Annotated in this window: 25 protein-coding genes and 1 pseudogene; 13 read left to right on the top strand and 13 right to left on the bottom strand. The window is 73.6% G+C overall.

The genetic code is table 11. The features are described 5' to 3' along the window. Positions 1-1,422, top strand: coding sequence for a sensor histidine kinase (locus tag AC2A1K_RS22990; protein WP_483898660.1), 1,422 nt, complete (start codon positions 1-3; stop codon positions 1,420-1,422). Between the two features lie 52 nt (positions 1,423-1,474). On the opposite strand, the gene AC2A1K_RS22995 is transcribed toward AC2A1K_RS22990, so the two are convergent. From AC2A1K_RS22995 to AC2A1K_RS23020, 6 genes are all read right to left on the bottom strand, one after another. Beyond that, complete coding sequence (locus tag AC2A1K_RS22995; RefSeq protein ID WP_483898661.1) at positions 1,475-1,693, bottom strand: CbtB domain-containing protein; 219 nt, start codon at positions 1,691-1,693, stop codon at positions 1,475-1,477. Between the two features lie 367 nt (positions 1,694-2,060). Then, positions 2,061-3,077 carry a hypothetical protein gene (locus AC2A1K_RS23000; RefSeq protein WP_483898662.1) on the bottom strand — a complete coding sequence of 339 codons (1,017 nt, stop codon included), beginning with the start codon at positions 3,075-3,077 and terminating at the stop codon, positions 2,061-2,063. Positions 3,078-3,248: 171 nt separating this feature from the next. Beyond that, positions 3,249-4,502, bottom strand: a complete 1,254-nt coding sequence (gene fmdA / locus AC2A1K_RS23005; protein ID WP_483898663.1) for a formamidase — start codon at positions 4,500-4,502, stop codon at positions 3,249-3,251. 37 nt (positions 4,503-4,539) lie between these two features. Next, the gene (locus AC2A1K_RS23010) at positions 4,540-5,175 is read right to left on the bottom strand and encodes an AmiS/UreI family transporter (protein WP_483898664.1); all 636 of its coding nucleotides are present in this window, start codon (positions 5,173-5,175) and stop codon (positions 4,540-4,542) included. A 108-nt stretch (positions 5,176-5,283) separates the two neighbouring features. After that, positions 5,284-5,571, bottom strand: a complete 288-nt coding sequence (locus AC2A1K_RS23015; RefSeq protein ID WP_483898665.1) for an FmdB family zinc ribbon protein — start codon at positions 5,569-5,571, stop codon at positions 5,284-5,286. Positions 5,572-5,706: 135 nt separating this feature from the next. Next, positions 5,707-6,804 carry a substrate-binding domain-containing protein gene (locus AC2A1K_RS23020; protein WP_483898666.1) on the bottom strand — a complete coding sequence of 366 codons (1,098 nt, stop codon included), beginning with the start codon at positions 6,802-6,804 and terminating at the stop codon, positions 5,707-5,709. Positions 6,805-6,941: 137 nt separating this feature from the next. On the opposite strand from AC2A1K_RS23020, the gene AC2A1K_RS23025 reads away from it, so the two are divergent. The 8 genes and pseudogenes from AC2A1K_RS23025 to AC2A1K_RS23060 all read left to right on the top strand — a co-directional run bounded on the left by AC2A1K_RS23025 (position 6,942) and on the right by AC2A1K_RS23060 (position 13,419). Continuing rightward, positions 6,942-7,418 carry a MarR family winged helix-turn-helix transcriptional regulator gene (locus tag AC2A1K_RS23025; RefSeq protein WP_483898667.1) on the top strand — a complete coding sequence of 159 codons (477 nt, stop codon included), beginning with the start codon at positions 6,942-6,944 and terminating at the stop codon, positions 7,416-7,418. Between the two features lie 22 nt (positions 7,419-7,440). Then, positions 7,441-7,737 (top strand): annotated as a pseudogene (locus AC2A1K_RS23030) (cyclase family protein); the annotation flags it as partial. 65 nt (positions 7,738-7,802) lie between these two features. Then, a complete protein-coding gene (locus AC2A1K_RS23035; protein ID WP_483898668.1) occupies positions 7,803-9,308 on the top strand; it encodes a class I adenylate-forming enzyme family protein in 1,506 nt (501 codons plus the stop codon). Next, a complete protein-coding gene (locus AC2A1K_RS23040; protein WP_483898669.1) occupies positions 9,305-9,481 on the top strand; it encodes a hypothetical protein in 177 nt (58 codons plus the stop codon). Before AC2A1K_RS23035 ends, AC2A1K_RS23040 begins: the two co-directional genes overlap by 4 nt. Before the next feature lie 19 nt (positions 9,482-9,500). Further along, positions 9,501-10,562, top strand: a complete 1,062-nt coding sequence (locus tag AC2A1K_RS23045; RefSeq protein WP_483898670.1) for a FecCD family ABC transporter permease — start codon at positions 9,501-9,503, stop codon at positions 10,560-10,562. An 8-nt stretch (positions 10,563-10,570) separates the two neighbouring features. Further along, positions 10,571-11,596 carry a FecCD family ABC transporter permease gene (locus AC2A1K_RS23050; protein ID WP_483898671.1) on the top strand — a complete coding sequence of 342 codons (1,026 nt, stop codon included), beginning with the start codon at positions 10,571-10,573 and terminating at the stop codon, positions 11,594-11,596. Next, positions 11,593-12,396: an ABC transporter ATP-binding protein gene (locus AC2A1K_RS23055; RefSeq protein WP_483898672.1), complete on the top strand. Its 804-nt coding sequence runs from the start codon at positions 11,593-11,595 to the stop codon at positions 12,394-12,396. The genes AC2A1K_RS23050 and AC2A1K_RS23055 overlap by 4 nt, the downstream gene beginning before the upstream one ends. Positions 12,397-12,417: 21 nt before the next feature. After that, complete coding sequence (locus AC2A1K_RS23060; RefSeq protein WP_483898673.1) at positions 12,418-13,419, top strand: ABC transporter substrate-binding protein; 1,002 nt, start codon at positions 12,418-12,420, stop codon at positions 13,417-13,419. Positions 13,420-13,463: 44 nt separating this feature from the next. Here the strand turns inward: AC2A1K_RS23060 and AC2A1K_RS23065 are convergent, their stop codons facing one another. Both AC2A1K_RS23065 and AC2A1K_RS23070 read right to left on the bottom strand, forming a co-directional pair. Further along, positions 13,464-13,838, bottom strand: coding sequence for a cupin domain-containing protein (locus AC2A1K_RS23065; RefSeq protein WP_483898674.1), 375 nt, complete (start codon positions 13,836-13,838; stop codon positions 13,464-13,466). 74 nt (positions 13,839-13,912) lie between these two features. Next, positions 13,913-15,163, bottom strand: a complete 1,251-nt coding sequence (locus AC2A1K_RS23070; protein ID WP_483898675.1) for a GAF domain-containing protein — start codon at positions 15,161-15,163, stop codon at positions 13,913-13,915. A 195-nt stretch (positions 15,164-15,358) separates the two neighbouring features. On the opposite strand from AC2A1K_RS23070, the gene AC2A1K_RS23075 reads away from it, so the two are divergent. Continuing rightward, the gene (locus AC2A1K_RS23075; RefSeq protein ID WP_483898676.1) at positions 15,359-15,679 is read left to right on the top strand and encodes a DUF1905 domain-containing protein; all 321 of its coding nucleotides are present in this window, start codon (positions 15,359-15,361) and stop codon (positions 15,677-15,679) included. 114 nt (positions 15,680-15,793) lie between these two features. Here AC2A1K_RS23075 and AC2A1K_RS23080 read toward each other — a convergent pair whose 3' ends face one another. From AC2A1K_RS23080 to AC2A1K_RS23095, 4 genes are read right to left on the bottom strand one after another with little or no spacing between them, the layout of a single operon-like run. Further along, the gene (locus AC2A1K_RS23080) at positions 15,794-18,229 is read right to left on the bottom strand and encodes an ATP-binding cassette domain-containing protein (RefSeq protein ID WP_483898677.1); all 2,436 of its coding nucleotides are present in this window, start codon (positions 18,227-18,229) and stop codon (positions 15,794-15,796) included. Between the two features lie 25 nt (positions 18,230-18,254). Next, the gene (locus AC2A1K_RS23085) at positions 18,255-18,674 is read right to left on the bottom strand and encodes a VOC family protein (protein WP_483898678.1); all 420 of its coding nucleotides are present in this window, start codon (positions 18,672-18,674) and stop codon (positions 18,255-18,257) included. A gap of 5 nt (positions 18,675-18,679) precedes the next feature. Further along, positions 18,680-19,129 carry a helix-turn-helix transcriptional regulator gene (locus tag AC2A1K_RS23090; RefSeq protein ID WP_483898679.1) on the bottom strand — a complete coding sequence of 150 codons (450 nt, stop codon included), beginning with the start codon at positions 19,127-19,129 and terminating at the stop codon, positions 18,680-18,682. Further along, the gene (locus AC2A1K_RS23095) at positions 19,126-20,097 is read right to left on the bottom strand and encodes an LLM class flavin-dependent oxidoreductase (protein WP_483898680.1); all 972 of its coding nucleotides are present in this window, start codon (positions 20,095-20,097) and stop codon (positions 19,126-19,128) included. The genes AC2A1K_RS23090 and AC2A1K_RS23095 overlap by 4 nt, the downstream gene beginning before the upstream one ends. A 115-nt stretch (positions 20,098-20,212) precedes the next feature. Here AC2A1K_RS23095 and AC2A1K_RS23100 point away from each other — a divergent pair, with 115 nt between their 5' ends. After that, the gene (locus tag AC2A1K_RS23100; protein WP_483898681.1) at positions 20,213-20,788 is read left to right on the top strand and encodes a 2'-5' RNA ligase family protein; all 576 of its coding nucleotides are present in this window, start codon (positions 20,213-20,215) and stop codon (positions 20,786-20,788) included. On the opposite strand, the gene AC2A1K_RS23105 is transcribed toward AC2A1K_RS23100, so the two are convergent. Next, positions 20,742-21,209 carry an SRPBCC family protein gene (locus AC2A1K_RS23105; protein ID WP_483898682.1) on the bottom strand — a complete coding sequence of 156 codons (468 nt, stop codon included), beginning with the start codon at positions 21,207-21,209 and terminating at the stop codon, positions 20,742-20,744. The genes AC2A1K_RS23100 and AC2A1K_RS23105 overlap by 47 nt on opposite strands. Before the next feature lie 121 nt (positions 21,210-21,330). Here AC2A1K_RS23105 and msrA point away from each other — a divergent pair, with 121 nt between their 5' ends. Together msrA and AC2A1K_RS23115 are read left to right on the top strand one after the other, a co-directional pair. Continuing rightward, positions 21,331-21,849 carry a peptide-methionine (S)-S-oxide reductase MsrA gene (gene msrA, locus AC2A1K_RS23110; protein ID WP_483898683.1) on the top strand — a complete coding sequence of 173 codons (519 nt, stop codon included), beginning with the start codon at positions 21,331-21,333 and terminating at the stop codon, positions 21,847-21,849. After that, positions 21,846-22,652: a DUF1684 domain-containing protein gene (locus tag AC2A1K_RS23115; RefSeq protein ID WP_483898684.1), complete on the top strand. Its 807-nt coding sequence runs from the start codon at positions 21,846-21,848 to the stop codon at positions 22,650-22,652. Before msrA ends, AC2A1K_RS23115 begins: the two co-directional genes overlap by 4 nt. The last annotated feature ends 45 nt before the right edge of the window (positions 22,653-22,697 follow it).

Genomic DNA, 22,697 nt, shown 5'->3' on the forward strand with positions numbered 1-22,697 from the left:
GTGTCGACCGACGGCGGTGTCCTGCGTCGGGCGTTGCTCCGGCACGCCGTGGTCACGGTCGTCGTGCTGCTCGTCGCCCTCGTGTCGATCACGTCCGGCGTCGCCCTGTTCGCGGGCCAGGACGCCCACCGCACGGCCGAGAACACCGCGCGCCAGGTCGGGACGGCCGTCGGCGACGTGGTGTCGCGACACGACCTCTCGGTGCCCGTGGACGAGGACACCCGGCGGGACATCGACACGGCCGTCGAGCCGTTCCTGGCCGGCGGAATGATGTCCCGGGTCAAGATCTGGTCGCCGCGCCACGGCGTCGCCCGCATCGTCTACTCCGACGAGCGGCGAGTCGAGGGCGAGACCGCCCGCTACGACCCCGCGACCATGGGCGCTCTCGGCGCCGGGGGCTCGCTGGTGCAGGAGGTGCCCGACGACGCCGAGCACCGCTACGAGTTCTCCCACTCCCGCACGCTGCTCGAGGTCTTCTCGACGTTCCGCGACGCGCGCGGCGCCGAGACGTGGCTCGAGCTCTACCTCCCCGTCGACGAGGCCGCCGCGGTGCGTGCCACCGCCGTGCCCGTCGCGGCGGCCGCGACGGGCGGCCTCCTGCTCCTCGCGGTCCTGACGCTGCCCGTGTCCGTCTCGCTCGCGCGACGCTCCGCGCGCGCCCGCGCCGAGCAGCGGGCGGCCCGCGACTACGGGCTCGCGGCCGCCGAGGCCGCCCGCCGCGAGATCGCCCAGCGGCTGCACGACGGTGTGCTCCCGGACCTGGCCGGCGTCGGCCTGCTCCTCGAGGTCGTCCGCAACGAGGGCGGGGAGCGCACGGGGACGTCCGCGACCGTGCTCGACGAGGCGCACGCCCTGCTGACCGACGAGATGCGGCAGCTCCGGGGTCTCCTGGACGACCTCGTCCCGCCGAGCCTCGCGCCGGGTGGGCTCGCCGGCGCGTTGGAGGGGCTCGCGGAACGGCTGGCGTCGCCGGCCTCCGGCTCGATCACCGTCGAGAGCTCGCTCGACGGTCCGCTGCCCGACGACCTCGAGCTCACGCTCTACCGCGTGGCCCACGAGCTGATCCGCAACGCCGTACGCCACGCCGGGGCGACGAGCATCCGGGTCTGCGTCACGGCGGGCGCCGACGGCCGGGTCGCGCTCGAGGTCGCGGACGACGGCGAGGGGTTCGACGTGGACGCGCCTCCCGCCGCGGGGCACGTGGGTCTCCTGCTCGTGCGCGGTGTGCTCGCCGACCGGGGTGGCCGCCTCGCGCTCGACAGCGCACCCGGCCGCGGGACGTCGGCAGTGGCCCGGGTGCCCGTCGCCCGCCCGTCGCCGCCCCGGCGCACCCCCGCCGCGCGGGCGCGAGCCCCTCAGACCGGGCGGGTGAGCAGCAGCGCCGGCGCCGGCCTGCCGGTCGACGACGGCAGGGACATGTGACCGCTGTCGATCATGCGCGACGTGCCGGTCGCGGCGCCTGTGACCGCGGGACTCAGTGGCAGGGGAAGCCGAGGAAGTGGCGCGCGTCGTGGACGAGCTCGTGGATGACCGAGGTGTCCCCGAACACCGACGCCGCGCCCTGGTCGACGCCGATGTAGTAGTCGGCGTAGAGCCACGGCTCGCCGCCGACCTCGGCGCCCTCGACGCGCACGAGATCGGCCAGCCCCGCGTCGGCGAGGACGCGCCGGGCGTCGTCGAGCCGCACCGACACCGCGCCGGCGTTCCTAGGGTCATGAGACCCGTGCCACATCTCGAGGCGCGACCATGCCGTCTCTGCCCGGGCCCGACCACGACGCGCTGGTGGCGGTCTCCTCCGGCTACGGGCTCGGCCTCTCGCCCGACGAGGTCGCGGAGTACCACCCCGCCGTCACCGGCCTGCTCGCCTCCTGGGAGGTCGTCGCCGAGCTCTCCGAGGCGGAGGCGCCGCCGCAGCGGAATGGTCGCGGCCCGATCGCGCGGACAACCCGTACAACGCGAACCACCACGAAGCGCACCGCGAGCCCGTGGCGATCGACCCGGCGATGCGCTGAGCCGGGTCAGACCTCGAGCGGCGGTGCCACCAGAGACCCCGCACGGACTCAGGCCGCGCCGCGTCCCGGTCCGGGTTCGGGTGCGTCGCCGTTGGTCCCGACGAGCACGGGGCCACCGGTGAGCTCGCCGACCACGGGCAGGTCGAGGGTCCGGCGCAGCTCGCCGAGCTGGGCGAGCGTGCGCCGCCGGCGCTCCTCCAGCTCGGCGACCGCCCGCTCCGCGGCGTCACGCCGGGCCTGCGCCGACACGTCCGCGGCGTGGGCGGCCTCCTCGGCGCGGCGCCGTCGCGCCTCGGCGTCGGCGAGGGCCGCGGACGCCTCCTCCTGCCGCGCGGCGAGCGCGGTCTCGACGGCCTCGGCGCGCTGCAGGCGGGCGGCCTCGGCCTCCTCGTCGCGGCGCCGGCGGTCGTCGGCGGCGTCCTGCTCGCGCCGCTCGATCTCGGCGCGCGTGCGCTCGAGCAGCTCGCGTTGCTCGGCGTCGATCTCCACCCGGTGCCGGTCGAGCTCGTCGCGGGCGCGCTCCGCGTCGATCCGCAGGGCTCGGGCGTCCTTCTGGGCGCCGAGCACGAGGGCCGCGGCCCGCTCCGCGGCCTCGCGCAGGCGCGCCTCGGCACGCCCGCCGGCCTCACCGGTGATCGCCGCGGCGCGGGCCTCGGCCTCGGCGACGATCGCGCGGGCCCGTTCCCGCGCCTGCTCGGCGATGGCGCCGGCGTCGGTGGCCGCTGTCGCCCGGATCGCCGTGGCCTCCTCCTGCGCGAGCCGCAGCAGGTGCTGCAGGCGCGCGGAGAGCCCGTCGACCGCGAGCGGGGCGGTCACGAGACGCTCGACGTCGGCCTGGACCGCGCGGAGCTCCGCCCGCGCCTGTTCCTCGGCCCGCACCATCGCGTCGCGGTCGGCGGTCATGACGTTCAGGTCCGCCTGGGCCTGGTCGAGCGCCTCCTCGACCTGGCCCCGGTCGTAGCCCCGGCGCACGACGTCGAAGCCGACGCCCCACCACGGAATGCGCCGTTCGGCGCCCGGGGAGGGCCCTTCCGGTGCGGTGACGTCGTTCTGCCCCCGCTTCATGTGGCCCCTCCCTCGACGGCGTCCGGCCGGTGATGTCCTCCGACGAGTCTTGTCCTGCGCGGAAGCCGGAGGTAGGGCCGTTCGGCGTCGCGGCGGTCACGGTCGGGCCACAGCGCGACAGGGCGGACGGACCACGCCCGGGGGCACGGGGTCCGTCCGTCCGGAGGAACCTCAGGCGCTGGCCTTCGGCACCCCCTGGCCCGGGTCGACACGAACCGGCCCGTTCTTGCCGGGCTTGACGTCGAAGTCGAAGATCCCGGTCGGGATGTAGACCGTCGAGCACGAGTTCGGGATGTCGACGACGCCGGACAGGCGGCCCTCGATCGGCGCCGCGCCCAGGATCATGTAGGCCTGGATGTCGGAGTAGCCGAAGGTCGTCAGGTAGTCGATCGCGTGCAGGCAGGCGCGCTGGTACGACAGGTGCGAGTCGAGGTAGCGCTGCTCGCCGTCGAGGGTCACCGACGTCCCGGAGAAGGCGATCCACTCGCTGTACTGCGGATCGGTGTTGCCCGGGATGAAGATCGCGTTCTCGGAGACGCCGTAGGTCTGCATGCCGCCCTTGATCAGGTCGACGTGCAGGTCCAGGAACCCGCCCATCTCGATCGCGCCGCAGAACGTGATCTCGCCGTCGCCCTGGGAGAAGTGCAGGTCGCCCATGGACAGGTTCGCCCCGTCGACGAACACCGGGTAGAAGACCCGGCTGCCCTTCGTGAAGTTCTTGATGTCCTGGTTGCCGCCGTTGTCGCGTGGCGGCGCGGTGCGGGCGGCCTCCTGGCGGGCGCGCTCGAAGTCGTCGCCCGACAGCGAGCCGAGGATCGCGGAGTCCGGCTGCGGTGGCAGCGCCAGCGGCGGCACGCGCTGCGGGTCGGTGTCGATCAGCGCCTGCTCGCGCGCGTTCCACTTGCGCAGCAGCTCGTGCGACGGCGCGGTGCCCATGAGGCCGGGGTGCACGATGCCGGTGAACTCGACGTGCGGGACGTGGCGCGACGTGGCCTTCCCGCCGGTGAAGTCCCAGATCACCTTGTACGCGTCCGGGAACTGCTCGGTGAGGAACCCGCCGCCGTTGCGCGTCGCGAACACGCCGGTGTACCCCCATCCCTGGCCGGCGAGGGGGCCGGAGTCCTCCTGGGGGATGGGGCCGACGTCGAGGATGTCGACGATCAGCAGGTCGCCCGGCTGCGCGCCCTCGACCGCGATCGGTCCCGAGAGCACGTGCACCGAGTTGAGCGGGGCGTTGAGGATGTCGTCGGCGGAGTCGTCGTTGACGATCGCGCCGTCGAACCACTCGCGACAGTCGACGCGGAACACGTCGCCGGGCTTGACGCGGACCTGGGCGGGCACGTCCGGGTGCCAGCGGTTGTGGCCGACGATCTCCTGGTCGGTGAACTTCTTGTTGCTGTCGAGCGGGAAGACCTTCTTCGGCATCGGATCTCTCCTAGGTGGACGTGACGGGGAGGTCGGGTCAGGCGATGGCGTGCTCGCCGGTGGGCGCGGGTGTCGCCGGCGTCTGTGCACGGCGCGCCCACGGGATGAGCGCGAGGAAGACGACGACGCCGAAGATCGCCAGGCCGATCGCGAGCGGGACGCCGATGGCGGTGTAGACGCCCGTGAGGAGCAGGAGGGCGGGGATCCACGCGGTCACCCAGCCCTGGATCGCGCACACGGCGCCCGTGTAGCGCCCGATCCCGTCGCGCCGGCGTCCCAGGAGCACGAAGAACAACGACCAGAGGAACGCCCAGTACAGCCAGATCACGCCGAAGGCCGGGTCGGCGAAGCGGGTGAAGTTGAGGATCGAGAACACCAGGGCCGTGATGGCGACGAACAGGCAGAAGTAGCCGAGCCCGGTGCCGTCGAGGCCCCAGGTCAGGTTCACCGCGACGTAGAGATAGGTGAACGAGAACAGGAACAGGCCGGACGCCGCGAGGACGACGTCGGCGTCGCCGTCCGCGGTGAAGATCAGATAGAGCGGCGTGATGATCTGCAGCCCGCCGACGAAGAAGTTCATCGGTGCGGCGGACTTCGCGTCGATCCAGCCCAGCAGCATGATGCCGTTGATGAACAGCACGGCGCCCACGAAGAGCAGGCCGACGCTAGCCACGGGGCGGCGCCACTGCGAGATGCGGCATGGGAGATCCCTTCGGAGGAGAGGGCAGGTCGGAGCGACCGGGCCGACGTGGAGGTCGGACGGTGCGGTGGGTGGAGTCGGTCAGGGGCGTGGGAGCGCCGCGGTCCGGGGGTCGAGGTGCGGGGCCGGGCCCGGCCGGACCGGGCGCGGCGGCGGGGCCGACACGACGGTCGGCTCGGTCCGTGAGGCCTCCGCGCGGTCGATGGCGGCGACCCGTGCCCGGCGGGCGCCGCCCAGCCTCGGCGCGGTGATCATGCGACCGGCGTCGGCGCCGCAGATCGGGCAGGGGACCGCGGACGGCGCGGCGCCCATGGGTCGCATGACGTCGAGGGGGCCGTCCTCGGCGCACCGGTACGCGTACAGGGGCATGCGGTGGATCCCTTCGTCGCGGACGTCGACCGGGGAGAGATAGAGCAATCTAGAAATGGTTTCTTAGGAAAGTAGCGAGCGGTCGTCCGGAGTGTCAACGGTCGTCGCGGGTGGTGGCCTCTCCGCGACGCAGGGTCACAACTGCTGGACGACGTCCCAGGTCAGCCCGTCGGCGACGGCGAGGAAGACCTGCTGGTGGAGGTGCCGGTCGCGCAGCTCCACGGTGCCGCGCGGGCTCTCGTACGCCAGGCCGTCGGCCACCGACATCATCGCCGGTACGTCCATCGAGCCGGCCCGGCGCATGAGCTCGGTGAGCAGCCGGACGCCTTCGTAGCAGGACTCGCCGAGGCTGTTGAGCACCGGCGCGTCGTCGCCGAACTCGCGGAAGTAGGCGGCGGCGAACTCCAGCCCGGAGCTGGTCGCGAGGTCCTCGAAGTAGCCGGCCGAGGTCATCAGGCCGCGTGTGCTCTGGGACCCGGAGGCGAGCAGGACGTTCTCCTCGATCAGCGAGCTGAACCGCAGGATGTCCCGGTCGAGTCCGGACGCGGCGAACGCCCGGTTGAAGGCGACGGCGTCGTCACCGATGAGCAGCATGAGCACGGCCTCGCAGCCGCTCGCTTCCACCCGGCGCAGGACGCCGGAGAAGTCGGACGTCCCGAGCGGCACGAACATCTCGTCGCAGACCGTCCCGCCGATGCGCCGCAGGTGGCGCGCCGCCGTCGTCGCCGACCGGCGCGGCCAGACGTAGTCGTCGCCGACGATCGTCCAGCTCCGCACACCCGCGGTGCTCGCGAACCAGTCCAGGGTCGGGGCGAGCTGGAGGTCCGGCGTCTCGCCGGTGAGGAACACGCCGGGGCGCTGCTCGCCCCCCTCGTAGAGCGCGGTGTAGGCGTACGGGACGCGGCCGCGGATGCGGGGCGCGACGGCCTCGCGGACCGCCGAGATGTGCCATCCGGTGACCGCCCGCACGGCCCCGGCGCTGACCAGCGCGTCCACCTCGATGGCCACTTCCGCGGGGCTGCGGCCGCCGTCGACCGGCACCAGGTTCAGTTCGCGACCGAGGACCCCGCCGTCGGCGTTGATCTCCTGCATCGCGAGCTCGGCACAGCTCTCGCACGACGGGCCGAAGATCCCGGCGGGGCCCTGCAACGGGATCACCAGGGCCATGTCGAGGACGTCGCGGCCGCGCGGTGCACGCGCCGTCCCCGGTGCGGTCACCAGCGACTCGGCCATTGCTCGACGCTAGCGAGCGCACCCCGTCGCGTAGCTACTCCGATCGTACGAGCCGCTCCGCGTCCGGCGGGCCCCACGGACGCAACGTGGCCGTGCTCGTCCCCGCCGGGCCGCGCGCTCTGGCTACCATCAGCGCCGTGCCAACCAACGCCGGGGGGTCCAGCGGGGGCGGGGAGGAGTCGCTGCGGCTCCTGTCGCTCGTCGAGCGCACCCTCACCGCGCGCCTGGAGGAGGCGCTGCGGGGTGTCGGTTCCAGCCTGGACCAGTGGCGGATCCTGCGTCTGCTCGCCGAGCGCGGCGGGTGTCCGATGAACGTCGTCGCCGAGCACGTGCTGCTCCTCGCGCCCAAGCTCAGCAAGCTCGTCGACCGCATGGTGTCGGCGAACCTCGTCCTGCGGCGCCGCGACGTCGAGGACCGGCGCCGCGTGCTGATCGTCGTCTCGGCGCGCGGCCGGCGGGCGCTCGCGGAGTGGGACGAGGCCACCGCCGACGTGCGCGGGCAGTTCCGCGACCTGCTCGGGCCCGACGCCGAGCAGTTCGAGTCGCTGCTGCGCCGCCTGCAGGACGGGCTCGACCCGGCGAGCGTCCTCGACCAGCCCAGCACCGTCACCTGACGTCCCGACCCGGGAGACGACCATGTCGGTGCTCGCCGCCCTCACCGCCGCGCTGCGCTCCGGTGCCGTCGAGGTCGTCGACCCCACGACACCGCTGCAGTCCTCGACACCGATCCTGGAGCTGCCCGCGCCGTTCGCCACCACCTCGCGGTTCCGGCTCGAGGAGCTCTCGCGCTACGACGACCGCGGGCCGGCCTGGTACTGGAACGACATCCACACCGGCGAGCACACCGGCACCCACTTCGACGCCCCGAACCACTGGGTCACCGGACGCGACGGGCCCGACGTCTCGCAGGCGCCGATGTCCGTCCTGGTGGCTGGCGGAGGCGTTCACGGGGCACTAGGGTCCCCATGAACGTGTACCCGAGTACAAGTTGAGGTCCTGTGAGCAGCAGCGTCTACGGCCTCCTCGCCGGCACGGCCGCGAACCGGCCCGACGCGCCGGTCCTGGTGTTCGCCGGCGACGACGGCACCGAGACGGTGTCCTACGCCGAGCAGGTCCGGCGCGCCGACGAGACCGCGGGCCTGCTCGCCGAGCTCGGGGTGGCGGCCGGCGCGCGTGTGCACCTCATGACGCCCAACCGTCCGGAGTTCCTCGACGTCTGGTTCGCCTGCGCGCGGCTCGGGGCCGTCGTGGTCCCGGTCAACCCGCTCTCGACCGCCGACGAGGTGGCCCACCAGCTCACCGACTCCGGCGCGGTGCTCTCCGTCGTCGACGACGCCCTGCGCGGGACGGTCGAGGCGGGGTCAGGGGGCCGCAGGGTGCTCACGCTCGGGGAGCTGGTCGCGCGCCGGGGCGGGGCGACACCCCCGCCCGTCGCGGAGGACCCCGAGCTCGCCGCGATCATGTTCACGTCCGGGACCACCAGCGCCCCGAAGGGCGTGCAGGTCACGCACGCCAACTACCGGCGCGTCGGCGAGCTCGTCGCCGCCCGCCTGCGGGTGACCGCCGAGGACCGGTGGCTGATCACCCTGCCGCTCTTCCACGGCAACGCCCAGTACTACTGCCTGGCCTCGGCGCTCGTGTCGGGCGGCTCGGTGGCCGTCGCGGCCCGCTTCTCCGCGACCGGTTGGCCGGCGCAGGCCCGCGACCTGCGGCCCACGCTGGCGAGCCTGTTCGCCGCACCCATCCGCATGGTGCTGGCCCGCTCCACGCCCGCGCCGTCCGATGCCGACAACGCCCTGCGGCTGGTGCTGTTCGCCCAGAACCTCACCCCGGCGCAGGCCCAGGAGTTCGAGACCCGGTTCGGCGCGCCCCTGCTGCAGCTCTACGGGATGACCGAGACCGTCGTCCCGCCGTTCATGAACCCCCTCGACGACCGGCGCCGCTGGGACGCGATCGGTCTGCCGCTGCCCGGTGTCGAGGTGCGGGTGGTCGGGGAGGACGGCGCCCCGGTGGCATCGGGGGAGCCGGGTGAGCTCCAGGTCCGCGGGCGGCCCGGGGTGGACGTCACGCCCGGCTACGACGGGCGCCCGGACGCCACCGCGGCCCTGTTCGTCGACGGCTGGCTGCGCACCGGCGACCAGGTCCGGCTCGACGACCTCGGGCGCGCGTCCTTCGTCGACCGCGCCAAGGACATGATGAAGCGGTCCGGCGAGAACGTCGCGGCCAGCGAGGTCGAGCAGGTGCTCGCCGCCCACCCGGCCGTGCTGGAGGCCGCCGTCCACGGGGTGCCGGACCCGGTCCACGACGAGGCGATCGTCGCCCACGTCGTCCTGGCGCCCGGGGCCCACGCCGAACCCGCCGACCTGATCGCCTGGTGCGCGGAGCGGCTGTCGCGGTTCAAGGTTCCCGAGAGGGTCCTCCTGCGCGAGGAGCTGCCCCGCAGCACGATCGGGAAGATCCTCAAGAACGCCTTGCGCGACGAGGTCCTCGGGACGGTGGGGTGAGGCGCGTCGCGCACGTCACCGGCGGGGACCGGGGTCTCGGGTGTGCTGCTGCCGGGACACTCGCCGACGTGGTCGTCGCCGGTCTCGCGGCGCGGGGCCGGTGGGCGCCGGCGCTGCTGACGGGCGTGACGGCCGTCATCCCGGGCCGTGTCGGAGTGCACGGGGACGGCTGATCACGGTTCCATACCCGGCGTGCCGCCCCCGCCCGTCGCCCCGGACGTCGGGGCCGACGGTGCCGGGCGCACCCGGCGGGCCGGCGTCCGCGGCGCCGGGTTCGTGGTCGCGGTGGTGCTGCTGGCCGTGGCGGTGGCCGCGAGCCTCATGGTCGGCAGCCGGGGGATCGCGCCGGGCGTCGTACTGGACGCCCTGCTGCACGGGCCGTCGGGCGCGGCCGACGCCGACGCGGTGGTGGTGCTCGACCAGCGTCTCCCGCGCACCCTGCTCGGCCTCGCGGTCGGGTCGGCGCTCGGGGCGGCAGGGGCGCTGATGCAGGCGCTGACCCGCAACCCGCTCGCCGACCCGGGGGTGCTCGGCATCAACTGGGGCGCCTCGGCCGCGATCGTCGCCGGGATCGTGCTGTTCGGGATCACGACGCTGAACGGCTACGTCTGGTTCTCGCTGGTCGGCGCGACGGTCGTCGCGGTGCTCGTCTACGTGCTCGGGGCGACGGGCCGCAGCGGTGCCACACCGGCCCGCCTCGCCCTGGCCGGCACGGCGATCGGGGCGTCGCTGCAGGGTGTGATCTACGCGGTCGTGCTCGTGGACGCCACGACGTTCGACCAGTTCCGCGTCTGGCGGATCGGGACGCTGACCGGGCGCGACCCGCAGGCGCTGGTGCAGGTGCTGCCGTTCCTCTCCGTCGGGATCCTGCTCGCGCTCGGGCTCGCGCGGGCCCTCGACGCCCTGGCCCTCGGCGAGGAGACCGCCCGCGGGCTCGGCGTCCGGGTCGGCGCGATCCGGGCGCTCACCGGGATCGGGATCGTGCTGCTGTGCGGCGGTGCGACGGCGGCGTGCGGGCCGATCGCGTTCGTCGGCCTCGCCGTCCCGCACCTCGCCCGCGTCGTCACCGGACCCGCCCAGCGCCGGGTGATCCCCTGGTCGATGGTGCTCGGCGGGCTCCTCGTGATCGTCGCCGACGTCGTCGGCCGCGTCGTCGCGATCCCGGCCGAGCTGGAGGTCGGCGTGGTGACGGCGTTCCTCGGCGCGCCGGTGTTCCTGGCGATCGCCCGCCGGCGCCGGGTGGTGGCCCTGTGACCTCTCGCATGACCGTGACCGTCCTGCGCACCGGCGGGATCTCCCTGCGGTTCCGCCCCCGGGCGGTGACCGGCGTCCTCGTCCTCGCGGCCGTCGCCGTCGTCCTCGCCGCCGTGGCGCTGACCCTCGGCGACTTCCCGCTCTCGCTGCGCCAGGTCGTCGGCGCGCTGACCGGCACCGGCTCGCGCGCCCAGCAGTACGTCGTGGTCGGGCTGCGTCTGCCCCGCGTCGCGCTGGCCCTGGTGGTGGGCGCGGCGCTCGGGGTCGCCGGCGCGGTGTTCCAGTCGCTGGCCCGCAACGACCTCGCGAGCCCCGACCTGCTCGGCTTCACCACCGGCGCGGCCACCGGGGCGCTCGTCGCGATCGTGCTCGCCGGCGGGGGACCGGTCGGCACGACGGTCGGCGCGGTCGTCGGCACGCTGGTCGCGGCGCTCGTCGTCCAGGCGCTGCTCGGGGGAGCGGTGGGCGGCTACCGCCTCGTGCTGGTGGGGATCGGCGTCAACGCCGTGCTCGCCGCGCTCAACAACTTCCTCATCCTGCGCACCGACCTGCAGACCGCGGTCGCCGCGCAGAGCTGGCTGGTCGGGACACTCAACGGTCGCGGCTGGGGCCAGGTCGTGGCGGTGGCGATCGCGCTGGTCCTGCTCGTCCCGGTCGCCGTCGCGGGCAGCCGGCGCCTGGACCTGCTGGGGATGGGCGACGACATGGCCCGCGGCCTCGGCGTCGACGTCGCACGGACCCGCGTGGCCGTCCTGCTCGTCGGCGTCGCGCTCGTCGGCGTCGCCACCGCCGCGGTCGGCCCCGTCGCCTTCGTCGCCCTCGCGGCGCCCCAGCTCGCCCGCCGGGTCACGGGCACCACCGGCCCGGGCGTGATCGCGGCGGGGCCGGTGGGGGCGGCGCTGCTGCTGGCCGGCGACGTGCTCGGGCAGCGCCTGGCCGCCCCGACCCAGTTCCCGGCGGGCACCATGACCGCGGCCGTCGGCGGGCTCTACCTCGTGTGGCTGTTGGCCAGGGAGTGGAGGGCAGGACGATGAGTTCCCGGCTGCGCGCGGAGGCCGTGACGCTGGCCTACGAGCAGCGGACCGTCATCCGCGAGCTCGACCTCGCGGTTCCCGACGGGTCGTTCACCGTCGTCGTCGGACCCAACGCGTGCGGGAAGTCCACGCTGCTGCGCGGTCTGGCTCGGATGATCAAACCGACGGCGGGCGCGGTCATCCTCGACGGACGCCCGGTCTCCTCCTACGGGCCGAAGGAGATCGCCCGGCGGCTCGCCCTGCTCCCGCAGAGCCCCACCGCGCCCGACGGCATCACGGTGCTCGACCTCGTCGCGCGCGGCCGCTACCCCCACCAGTCGCTGCTGCGGCAGTGGTCGGCGACCGACGAGCAGGCCGTCCTCGAGGCCATGGCCGCCACCGGTGTCTCGGAGCTGGCCGAGCGGGAGGTCGGGCAGCTCTCCGGCGGCCAGCGCCAGCGGGTGTGGATCGCGATGGTCCTGGCCCAGCAGACCCCGCTGCTGCTGCTCGACGAGCCGACGACGTTCCTCGACATCGCCTTCCAGCTCGACGTGCTCGACCTATGCGCCGACCTGCACGCCGGCGGCGAGCGCACCCTCGTCGCGGTGCTGCACGACCTCAACCAGGCCTGCCGCTACGCCACCCATCTCGTCGCGATGCGCGAGGGGCGGATCGTCGCGCAGGGTCCGCCCACGGAGATCGTCGACGCCGCGCTGGTCGGGTCGGTCTTCGGCATCACCTGCGAGGTCGTCCCCGACCCGCAGACCGGCACGCCCATGATCGTCCCGGCCGACCGGGAGGCTCGCCGTGTGAGTAGGTGAGCCTAACCATACGATCACGGCATGGCTCTCTTCGCTCCTCCCCGCCCGTCCGCGCGCCGAAGGGTCACCCGTCGCCGCTTCCTCGCCGGCACCGGTGGCACGAGCGCGGCGCTCGTGCTCGCCGCGTGCGGCGGCCGGGACTCCGGCGGGGACTCCGGCGGCGGCGCTGGGGGAGCGACGCGCACGGTGGAGGGCGCAGACGGGCCGGTCCAGATCCCGGCGAACCCGCAGCGGATCGTGTGCACCGACTTCTACACGACCTACGCCCTGCTCGACGTCGGCGTCACCCCCGCCGGGACGGCGCAGGCGACGCTCGGCGGGGTGCTGCCGGAGTACCAGCAGGCCTACGACGCGATCCCGAAGGTCGGGACGCCGACGGCGCTGAACTTCGAGGCGATCGCGGCGCAGGGTCCGGACCTGATCCTCGGCACGCTGGTCCCGAACCTGCCCGCCGACCTCGGCGCGCAGCTCTCCGGTATCGGCCCGACGCTGCTGCTGCCGTCCGCGGCGAACCCCGGGAGCTGGGGCGAGCGCGCCCTGCGCACCGCCGACGCGGTCAATCGGCTCGCCCAGGGGGAGCAGCTGCAGACGAACTACGAGCAGCACGCGGGCCGCATCCGCGAGCAGCACGCCGCCACGCTCGCCCGCACGCGATGGGCGCTCGTGCGGGGCGGCGCGGGCGGGGTCTTCTTCTCCGACTACCCGACCTCGTGGAGCGGTGTCGTGCTCGCCGACGCGGGCTTCCGGTTCGGGGCGTTCGCCGAGGGGAAGACCGGCGCCGGCGGCCGGCTGTCCTACGAGCAGGCCACGCAGCTCGACGACTGCGACGTCGTCCTCCACCTCGCCGACACCACCGGCGGGATCGACGCGAACACGCAGACGCTGCTCGCCCAGCCGGCGTTCCAGCAGGTCCGGGCCGTACGCGAGGGGCGGTTGTTCCCGCTGCCGAACTACTACTGCAGCCACTACCAGCAGGGTGAGGCCGTGCAGAGCTACCTGGAGACGCTGCTGCCGCGGGTCTGAGCCGAGGCGTCTGCGGCCCGACGACGCCACCGCCGGCTTCCTCGTCACGCCAGGGGAGTGCCCTGGCTGGTGACGAGGGCGTCGAACTTCGCCGGCCCCACGATCGTCAGCACCCGTGCCGACCGGTCGCCGACGACCTCCAGACCGTGCACCACGTCGCGGGGCAGGAAGATGAACGCGCCCGTCGAGGCGCTGAACCGCTGGTCGCCGCAGAAGCCGCGCACCTCGCCGGTGAGGACGTAGAACATCTCGTCCTCACCCTCGTGGGTGTGCGCGGGCACGGTGAGCCCGCTCGGCGCCGACTGCTCCATGACCCCGACCCGTCCCTCGGTGTCGGAACCACTCGCCTTGACGGTGAAGGTCGCACCGCCGAACGCGTAGGTGTCGCCGCCGCCCGCGGGCCGCACGAAGAAGCTCATGGCCCCATGATCGGCGAGGTCCTGCCGCGCCCGTCCGCGGGCTCGGGGCGACGCCGTGACACCGCCTCCGTGACTCAGCCGGGCAGGACCGTGTTCCGGACGGCTCGGACGACGTCGTCGAGCTCGGTGACCTGCGCGAGCAGCTGGTCGCGCAGCGCGCCGTCGGCGCCCGAGGCGCTGCTCGTGAGCGCCAGCCCGACCCGCTGCACCCGGCGGACGACGGCCTGGGAGATCGACAGCACGAGCTGCTCGCGCTCCTCCATCACGTGAACGGCCTCGCGGTCGCGCCGTCCCCGGGCGAGCTCGATCGCCGTGGTCGCGTGGGCCGCGAATCCCAGCAGCATCTCGGCCTCGACCGCACCGAAGGCTTCGTCGCCGCCGGTCCGCGCGAGGATCAGGACCGATCGCTCGGACCAACCGATCAGGGGCACCGCGAGCACGGACCGGATCTCGGGGGCGCGCTCGACGACGCCGCGGGTGCGCGGGTCGGCGAGCGCGTCGGCGATGAGCAGCGGGCCGTCCTCGTCGAGCGCCGCCTGCGTGACCGAGCCGGGACTCCACGCCGAACGGTCGACCCACTCGCGCAGTCGCCCGGCCGCGGCGACGACGTGCGCCGTCCCGGGGTCGGTGTCGAGGATCCGTGTCACCGCCGCGCCGTCGGCGCGCGCCACGTCGACGGCGGTGTCGACGAGGTGCTGGACCTCGTCCTCGGGCGCGATCTCGCCGGAGAGCAGGCCGCTCGACAACCGGGCGGACGCCGCCTGCCAGTGTTCGCGGCGCCGCGCGGTGTCCAGCAGCAGGGCGTTCTCGACGGCGATCCCGGCCGCACCGGCGAGTGCGGTGAGCAGCTGCTCGTCGTCGGTGGCGAAGCCGCCGTCGTGCTCGCTCCCGCCGACGTAGAGGGCACCGTGGACGACGTCGCCCGCCCGCAGGGGGACGCCGAGGAACGACGGGAGGTCCGGCATGCCGCCGCGGTGGATCTCGCCGTGCGCGAGCCCGCCGACGAGCGTGGCGGTCTCGGCGTCCATCCCCGCCTGCACGAACCGCAGCAGTCGGTCGTCGCGGACCACCGCGAGCGCGGCGGAGCGCGCGCCGACCAACGTCCGCGCGCTGGTGACGATGCGCTCGACGAGGTCGTCGAGGTCGTGCCCGGCGGTGATGCGGTGGGTCGCGTCCAGCAGGTGGCGCAGCCGCCCCTGGGTCAGCTTGACCTCGGTCGCGCGTGCGATGAGCTGGTCGAGCAGCTCGTCGAGCTCCAGGCGGGCGACGGACGGGAACGCGAGTCCCTCCGACGGCGCCGCGAGCGGCTCGGGCTGGTCGGGCACAGCACCTCTTCTCGATGCCACGCCTCGTCATGGTCGTGCGGACCCTCACCGTGTCAAGCCTTCCGAGCCGCCGTCCTCGCCGATCGGGTGCGGGCGGAGCGGGCGTGCACGGTGTTCGAGTGCACGGTGTTCGAGTGCACGGTGTTCGAGTGTTCGAGTGTTCGAGCCCGGAGCGATCCGGTAGGAACTGGGGGCATGGACCTCGAGTTCACCGCCGCCCTGTTCGAGTGGCGGGGGCCCGCGCCGTTCCACTGGTTGGCGCTGCCCGAGCACGGCCGCGACGTCGTCGAGGCCCAGGACGCGTCGTACGGGTGGGGCGCGGTCCCGGTCCGCTGTCGGATCGGGGCGACGGAGTGGGAGACCTCGTTGCTGCCGAGGGACGGGGGCTACGTGCTGCCGGTGAAGAAGGCGGTGCGGACCGCGGAGCGCCTCGGCGACGGCGACGAGGTCACGGTCGTGATGAGCGTCGCCCCGCGCGGCGGACGCGCGGCCAACGGGACGGGCCGGACGGTCTAGGTCGGCGCCCGGGCCCCGGCCGCGCTCGACCCCGCGCCGCGGCCTGTGTCTCGGAGCGCAACCAGCGGGTGCTGGCCCGCCACGGGGTGCTCCGGGGCGTGTCACGGCGCCGGATCAGGCGCCGACGTACTCGGCCAGGTGCCGGCCGGTCAGCGTCGACCGGGCGGCGACGAGCTCGGCCGGCGTGCCCTCGAAGACGACGCGACCGCCCTCGTGCCCGGCACCCGGGCCGAGGTCGATGATCCGGTCGGCGTGCGCCATGACGGCCTGGTGGTGCTCGATGACGATGACCGACTTCCCGGAGTCCACGAGCCGGTCGAGCAGGCCCAGCATCTGCTCGACGTCGGCGAGGTGCAGGCCGGTGGTGGGCTCGTCGAGGACGTAGACCGTGCCCTGCTCGGCCATCTGCGTCGCGAGCTTGAGCCGCTGGCGCTCGCCGCCCGACAGCGTCGTCAGCGGTTGGCCGAGCGTGAGGTAGCCGAGACCGACGTCGGCGAGCCGGACGAGGATCCTGTGGGCGGCCGGGACCTTCGCGCCGCTCGCGCCGAAGAACTCGACGGCCTCGGCCACGGGCATCGCGAGGACCTCGCTGATGTCCTTCCCCCCGAGCCGGTAGTCGAGCACCGAGGCGTCGAAGCGCTTGCCCTCGCACACCTCGCAGAGCGTCGAGATGCCCGCCATGATCCCGAGGTCGGTGTAGATCACGCCCGCGCCGTTGCAGTTGGGGCAGGCGCCCTCGGAGTTGGCGCTGAACAGTGCGGGCTTCACGCCGTTGGCCTTCGCGAACGCCTTGCGGATCGGCTCGAGCATCCCGGTGTAGGTGGCCGGGTTGCTGCGCCGCGAGCCCTTGATCGGGGCCTGGTCGACCACCACGACGCCGTCACGCCCGGCGACGGACCCGTGGATCAGCGAGCTCTTGCCCGAGCCCGCCACGCCCGTGACGGCGACGAGCACGCCCAGCGGGATGTCGACGTCGACGTCGCGCAGGTTGTGGCTGTCGGCGCCGCGCACCTCGAGCACACCCGACGGGGTCCGCACCGCGTCCTTGAGCGACGCCCGGTCGTCGAGGTGGCGGCCGGTCAGCGTGCCGCCGGCGCGCAGGCCGTCGAGGGTGCCCTCGAAGACGATCTCGCCGCCGGCCGTGCCCGCACCCGGCCCGAGGTCGACGACGTGGTCGGCGATCGCGATGGTCTCGGGCTTGTGCTCGACGACGAGGACGGTGTTGCCCTTGTCCCGCAGGCGCAGCAGCAGGTCGTTCATGCGCGCGATGTCGTGGGGGTGCAGCCCGATGGTGGGCTCGTCGAAGACGTAGGTGACGTCGGTGAGCGCCGAGCCGAGGTGGCGGATCATCTTGGTGCGCTGCGCCTCGCCGCCTGAGAGCGTGCTTGGCGGGCGATCGAGCGAGAGGTAGCCGAGCCCGATCTCGACGAACGAGTCGAGGGTCTCGGAGAGCGACTCGAGCAAGGGTCGCACTCCTTCACGGGTCGAGCTGCGCTCTGCCCCGTCTCCTGCCGCGGGGGCGTCGAGCCCGCGCACCCACTCGGCGAGGTCGCTGATCTGCATCGCGGCGACGTCGCCGATGTTCTTGCCGTCGATCAGCGAGGAGCGGGCGGCCTCGCTCAGCCGTGTGCCGTGGCACTCCGGGCAGCTCGTGAACACCACCGCGCGGTCGACGAACGCCCGCACGTAGGGCTGCATCGCCTCCCGGTCCTTCGACAGGAAGGACTTCTGGATCTGGTTGATCAGCCCGGTGTAGGTGAGGTTGATGCCCTCGATCTTGAGCTTGACCGGCTCCTTGTAGAGCAGATCGTTCAGCTCGCGCTCGGTGAACTGCGCGATCGGCTTGTCCGGGTCGAAGAACCCGCAGCCGCGCAGGATGCGGCCGAACCAGCCGTCCATGCTCATGCCCGGGATCGTGATCGCGCCCTCGTTGATCGACTTCGAGTCGTCGTAGAGCGCGGTGAGGTCGAAGTCGGACGCGGTGCCGCGGCCCTCGCAGCGCGGGCACATGCCGCCGGTGATGCTGAAGTCGCGCCGCTCCTTGATCTCGCGGCCGCCCTTGGAGAACGTCACCGCACCGGCCCCGCTGATCGAGGCGACGTTGAACGAGAACGCCTGCGGGCCGCCGATGTGGGGCGTGCCGAGCCTGCTGAACAGGATGCGCAGCATCGCGCCGGTGTCGGTGGCCGTGCCGACCGTGGAGCGGACGTCGCCACCCATCCGCTCCTGGCCGACGACGATCGCCGTGGTCAGCCCGTCGAGGACGTCGACGTCGGGCCGGTTCAGCGTCGGCATGAAGCCCTGCACGAACGCGCTGTAGGTCTCGTTGATCATCCGCTGGGACTCGGCGGCGATCGTGCCGAACACGAGCGAGCTCTTGCCGGACCCGGAGACCCCGGTGAACACGGACAGCCGCCGCTTCGGCAGCTCCACGCTGACGTCGCGCAGGTTGTTCTCGCGCGCGCCGTGGACGCGGATCAGGTCGTGGCTGTCGGCGTCGTGACCGGCCGGCGCCGTCGTGCCGTCGGCCTGACTCGTGGCCGTGCTCATCGGATCTCCGTCCCCCTGCCGGCGGTCACTTCACCTCGAAGATGCGGATCATGTTGCCCGCCGGGTCGCGCAGCGCGCAGTCGCGCACACCCCACGGCTGGTCGGTCGGTTCCGAGACCACGTCGGCGTCCTCGGCCTGCAGCCGCTCGAAGGTCGCGTCGACGTCGGGCGAGGCGAGGTTGATGCCCGCGTACGTCCCCTTCGCCATCATCTCCGCGACCACGCGCCGCTCGTCGTCGGTGATGCCCGGGTCGGCCGTCGGCGGGTGCAGGACGATCGACGTGCCCGGCTGGCCGGCGGGGCCGACGGTGAGCCAGTGCATCCCCATGTACTCGACGTCGTTGCGGACCTCGAATCCGAGGGTGTCGCGGTAGAAGGCCAGCGAGGCCTCGTGGTCGTCGTGGGGGAGGAACGCCTGGTAGATCGTGATGTCGGTGGAGGTCATGGCGCTCACGCTAGGGAGGCACCGACGGTCGGTGCTTCTCGATTCCTGACCGGTCGCGTGACCTTCCTGGCCACGCACGGCGCCATGCCCTCGACCTCGCGGGAGGCGTCGCGACGGTAGGCGCTCGGCGACATCCCGACCAGTTCGCTGAACCGGGTGCTGAAGGTCCCCAGCGAGGAGCAGCCGACCGCGAAGCAGATCTCGGTGACGCTGAGGTCGCCGCGCCGCAGCATCGCCATCGCGCGCTCGATGCGGCGGGTCATGAGGTAGCTGTAGGGCGACTCGCCGTAGGCGCGCCGGAACGCGCGGCCGAGGTGACCGGCCGACAGGTGCACGCCGCGCGCCAGCGCCTCGACGTCGAGGGGCTGCGCGTACTCGCGGTCGATGCGGTCACGGACCCGGCGCAGCAGCGCGAGGTCGCGGAGGTGCTCCTCCCGGGACGTCCGGCTGGTCACCCGGTGGATCGTGCCACGTCGGGGCCCGGCGACGAATCGGACGACGACACCCGCGGGAGGACGTCGGCCACCAGGCGCTCCATCTGCTCACGGTCGTCCGCGACGCCGTCGCCCAACGGGTCGAGCAGGATCATCCCCGCGCCCGCGTCGCGGACCTCCGCCAGCCCCCGCGCCACGGCACCCGGCGACCCGGTGACCGGCACGTCCTCGATCCCCGGCTTGTGGCCGTAGAGCCCGTGCAGGCTCGCGACCATGCGCTCGCGCGCCCGTCCCGGATCGTCGTCGACGCGGACGTAGACGCGCTTGGCGAGCGGGAACTCCGCCGGGTCGCGGCCCTGCTGCTCGAGCTCGCGGCGCAGCGTGACGACCTGGCCCGCGAACGCCGCCGTGGTCACCGAGCCCGCGCCCAGGAACGCGTCGCCGAGGCGGACGGCGCGGGCCAGCGCCGCGGGCGCACTGCCCCCGAACCACACCGGCGGGTGCGGGCGCTGCACCGGCTTCGCCGCGATCGGAAGGTCCTCGACGCGCCGGAACCGGCCGTCGAAGCTGACGCGCGGCGCGTCGGACCAGGCCTCCTTCATCAGCGCGAGGCCCTCGGTGAAGCGCGCGACGAAGGTCCCCCGCTCCACGCCGAACGCCGCGAACGCCCGGGAGCCGCCGCCGGGCGCGACGCCGACGTCGAGGCGGCCGTGGCTGAGCCGGTCGACGGCGGTCAGCGCGGCCGCGAGCTGGAGCGGGTCGTGCAGGGTGCTGATCATCACGCCGACCCCGAGGCGGAGCCGCTCGGTGCACGCGGCGGCGTAGGCGAGGACCTCCAGCGGCGCGAGCACCGGCGCCTCGCCGACCGTGAGCTCCATGGTCCAGGCCCCCGCGAAGCCCAGCTCCTCGGCGCGGGCGAGGTGGGCCTTCACCCGGGAGGCGTCGAACGCCTCCGTGCCGAGCTGGGGGATCGCGATGGACCAGCGCACCGGCCGACGGTAGCGCCCGGCGCCGGGTCGGTGAACGCTCCCGACATCGCCCGGCCGCCGCGGCCGCGGTGATCGGCCCGCGCGCGTAACGTCCCGGCGCGCGTCGATCCGGGAGGTGGTCGCGATCCCGCTCGACCCGTCCGCGCGCCGGACCATGATCGCGGCGCTGGTTCCCGACGCCGAGCCGCTCGTCGGCGTGTTCCGCGACGAGCTCGACCCCACCGCGCGGCGGGGCCTCGGCGCGCACCTCACGCTCGTGTACCCGTTCGTCGAGCCCGCCGCGGTCACCCACGCCGACGTGACGACCTTGCGTGCCGCCCTCGCGGAGGTCCCGGCGTTCGACTGCACCTTCGGTGAGCTGCGGTGGTTCGGCCGGCGCGTGCTGTGGCTGGCTCCGGACGCGGCCTCCCCGTTCCGGGAGATCGCCGACCGCGTCCGCGCGGCGTTCCCGGAGCTGCCGGCCGAGGACCGCGAGCTCGTCCCGCATCTCACCGTCGGGCTCCGGCGCGCCGCACCGGAGGCGTCCCTCCGTGCGGCGGCGGACGCGATCGCCCCACGGCTCCCGCTGTCCACCCGCATCGACCGCGTCGCGCTGATGGCGCGGACCGAGACCTGGGAGGTGGGCGCGGACGTTCCGCTCGCGGTCAGTCCTTCTGGACCGTCCGGGCCAGGATCCCCAAGGTCGCCTTGATCGAGTTCGGGTGGATCACCGGGAAGATGTCGCGGGCCGCCCACTCCGGGTCGATGGTCGACCAGTCGTAGTAGGACGTGACCCGGGTGCCGTCCTCGACGGGCTCGAGGCGATAGCCGTAGACGTGGCCGATGAACGGGCGCGCCTGCCCCTCGATCGTCCAGGCGATCTCGACGTCGGGCTCGTAGACGGTGATGACGACGTCGACGTCGTAGCGCCCGAGCGGCCGGTCGCCCAGCGCCTCGCGGTCCATGTGGACGGTGAACCGGTCGCCGACGCCCTCCACGGGCTCGCCGTCGGCGTCCATGAGCATGCCGGAGCTGTCGATCGCGACGTGGCCGTGCGGGTCGCGCAGGACGTCGAAGATCGACGCCGGGTCGGCCGCGATCCATCGGGTGACCTCGATGCGCTGCTCGCTCACGGCCCGCAGCATGTCACCCCGAGTGGCACATCATCGGCTCGGATGGGGACGGATGGGGCCGGAACAGCCGTCCTGCCGAACGCGTTGTGCCACGTGCAGGCGAGACCGAGGAGGTAAATCGGTGGCCACTCAGACCGCGATCCTGGCCGGTGGATGCTTCTGGGGAGCCCAGGAGCTGCTGCGCCAGCGGCCCGGGATCCTCTCGACGCGCGTCGGATACTCCGGTGACCCGAACACCCCGAACGCCACCTACCGCCGCCACGGCGACCACGCCGAGGCCGTCGAGGTGGTGTTCGACGACGAGAAGATCTCCTACCGCCAGATTCTGGAGTTCTTCTTCCAGATCCACGACCCGTCGACCCGCAACCGCCAGGGCAACGACATCGGTCGCAGCTACCGCTCGGCGATCTACTACACGACCCCCGAGCAGGAGCGGGTCGCCCGCGACACCATCGCCGACGTCGACGCCTCCGGCCTGTGGCCCGGCCCGGTCGTCACCGAGGTGGAGCCGGCCGGCGACTTCTGGGAGGCCGAGCCGGAGCACCAGGACTACCTGCAGAAGATGCCGTGGGGCTACACGTGCCACTTCGTGCGGCCGGGCTGGGTGCTCCCCCAGCGCGAGGAGACGACGTCGGCATGACGGATTCGGTCGACGAGGACCTGACCTCGGATCTCGGAGCGGCCTGGGCCGCCTGGCACGCGGAGCGCGAGGACGTGCTCCGCGCGCCGCACGGGTGGCTCAGCCTCACGGGGCTGCACTGGCTCGACGGTGAAGCCCGCTCCTACGCGGACCTGCCCGGGACGTGGCGGGCCGTGGACGGGGGCGCCGAGGTCACGGCGGCCGCCGGCGACGACGTCTCCGTGGACGGCGATCCGGTCGACGGCACCGTCCGGGTCGATCCGGTCGACGGCAAGCCCGGCGTGCTCGTCTCCGTCGGCGAGCGTCGCGTCGAGGTGATCCGCCGCGAGGAGCACGTCGCCCTGCGCATCCGCGACCCGCAGGGCCCGACCCTGGCGGCGTTCACCGGCGTGCCGGCGTTCCCGGTCGACGGCGCGTGGATCGTCACCGGGCAGTTCACCGCGTGGGACGAGCCGAAGCGCATCGACGTCGACACGGTCGTCGACGGCCTCGGGTTCCACCCGACCGCCGTCGGGACGGTGCGCTTCACCCTCGGCGGCGAGGAGCAGGAGCTCATCGCCCTGGGCGGCGACGGTGACGAGCTGCGGCTGCACTTCCGCGACGCCACCTCGGGAGACGCCACCTACGGCGGCGGTCGGGTCCTGCGCACCGACGGCCCGACGGACGACGGGTCGGTGCGGATCGACTTCAACCGGACGCTGAACCTGCCCTGCTCGTTCACGGCGTTCGCCACCTGCCCGCTGCCCCCGGCGGGCAACGTGGTCACGGTGCCGGTCGAGGCGGGGGAGAAGACGCCGGTCTGACCTCGGATGGTCGTGTGACGGTACCGATTAGTTGCAGTTCAGGAC

This window comes from Actinomycetospora sp. 2LY8.5 (assembly GCF_057180585.1).

Bases quoted from the DNA above. Each gene is read 5' to 3' on its own strand.
- AC2A1K_RS23000 (WP_483898662.1), bottom strand. From the start codon at position 3,077: ATGAAGCGGGGGCAGAACGACGTCACCGCACCGGAAGGGCCCTCCCCG.
- fmdA (WP_483898663.1), bottom strand. From the start codon at position 4,502: ATGCCGAAGAAGGTCTTCCCGCTCGACAGCAACAAGAAGTTCACCGAC.
- AC2A1K_RS23015 (WP_483898665.1), bottom strand. From the start codon at position 5,571: ATGCCCCTGTACGCGTACCGGTGCGCCGAGGACGGCCCCCTCGACGTC.
- AC2A1K_RS23020 (WP_483898666.1), bottom strand. From the start codon at position 6,804: ATGGCCGAGTCGCTGGTGACCGCACCGGGGACGGCGCGTGCACCGCGC.
- AC2A1K_RS23050 (WP_483898671.1), top strand. From the start codon at position 10,571: ATGACCGTGACCGTCCTGCGCACCGGCGGGATCTCCCTGCGGTTCCGC.
- AC2A1K_RS23055 (WP_483898672.1), top strand. From the start codon at position 11,593: ATGAGTTCCCGGCTGCGCGCGGAGGCCGTGACGCTGGCCTACGAGCAG.
- AC2A1K_RS23060 (WP_483898673.1), top strand. From the start codon at position 12,418: ATGGCTCTCTTCGCTCCTCCCCGCCCGTCCGCGCGCCGAAGGGTCACC.
- AC2A1K_RS23065 (WP_483898674.1), bottom strand. From the start codon at position 13,838: ATGAGCTTCTTCGTGCGGCCCGCGGGCGGCGGCGACACCTACGCGTTC.
- AC2A1K_RS23075 (WP_483898676.1), top strand. From the start codon at position 15,359: ATGGACCTCGAGTTCACCGCCGCCCTGTTCGAGTGGCGGGGGCCCGCG.
- AC2A1K_RS23080 (WP_483898677.1), bottom strand. From the start codon at position 18,229: ATGAGCACGGCCACGAGTCAGGCCGACGGCACGACGGCGCCGGCCGGT.
- AC2A1K_RS23085 (WP_483898678.1), bottom strand. From the start codon at position 18,674: ATGACCTCCACCGACATCACGATCTACCAGGCGTTCCTCCCCCACGAC.
- AC2A1K_RS23115 (WP_483898684.1), top strand. From the start codon at position 21,846: ATGACGGATTCGGTCGACGAGGACCTGACCTCGGATCTCGGAGCGGCC.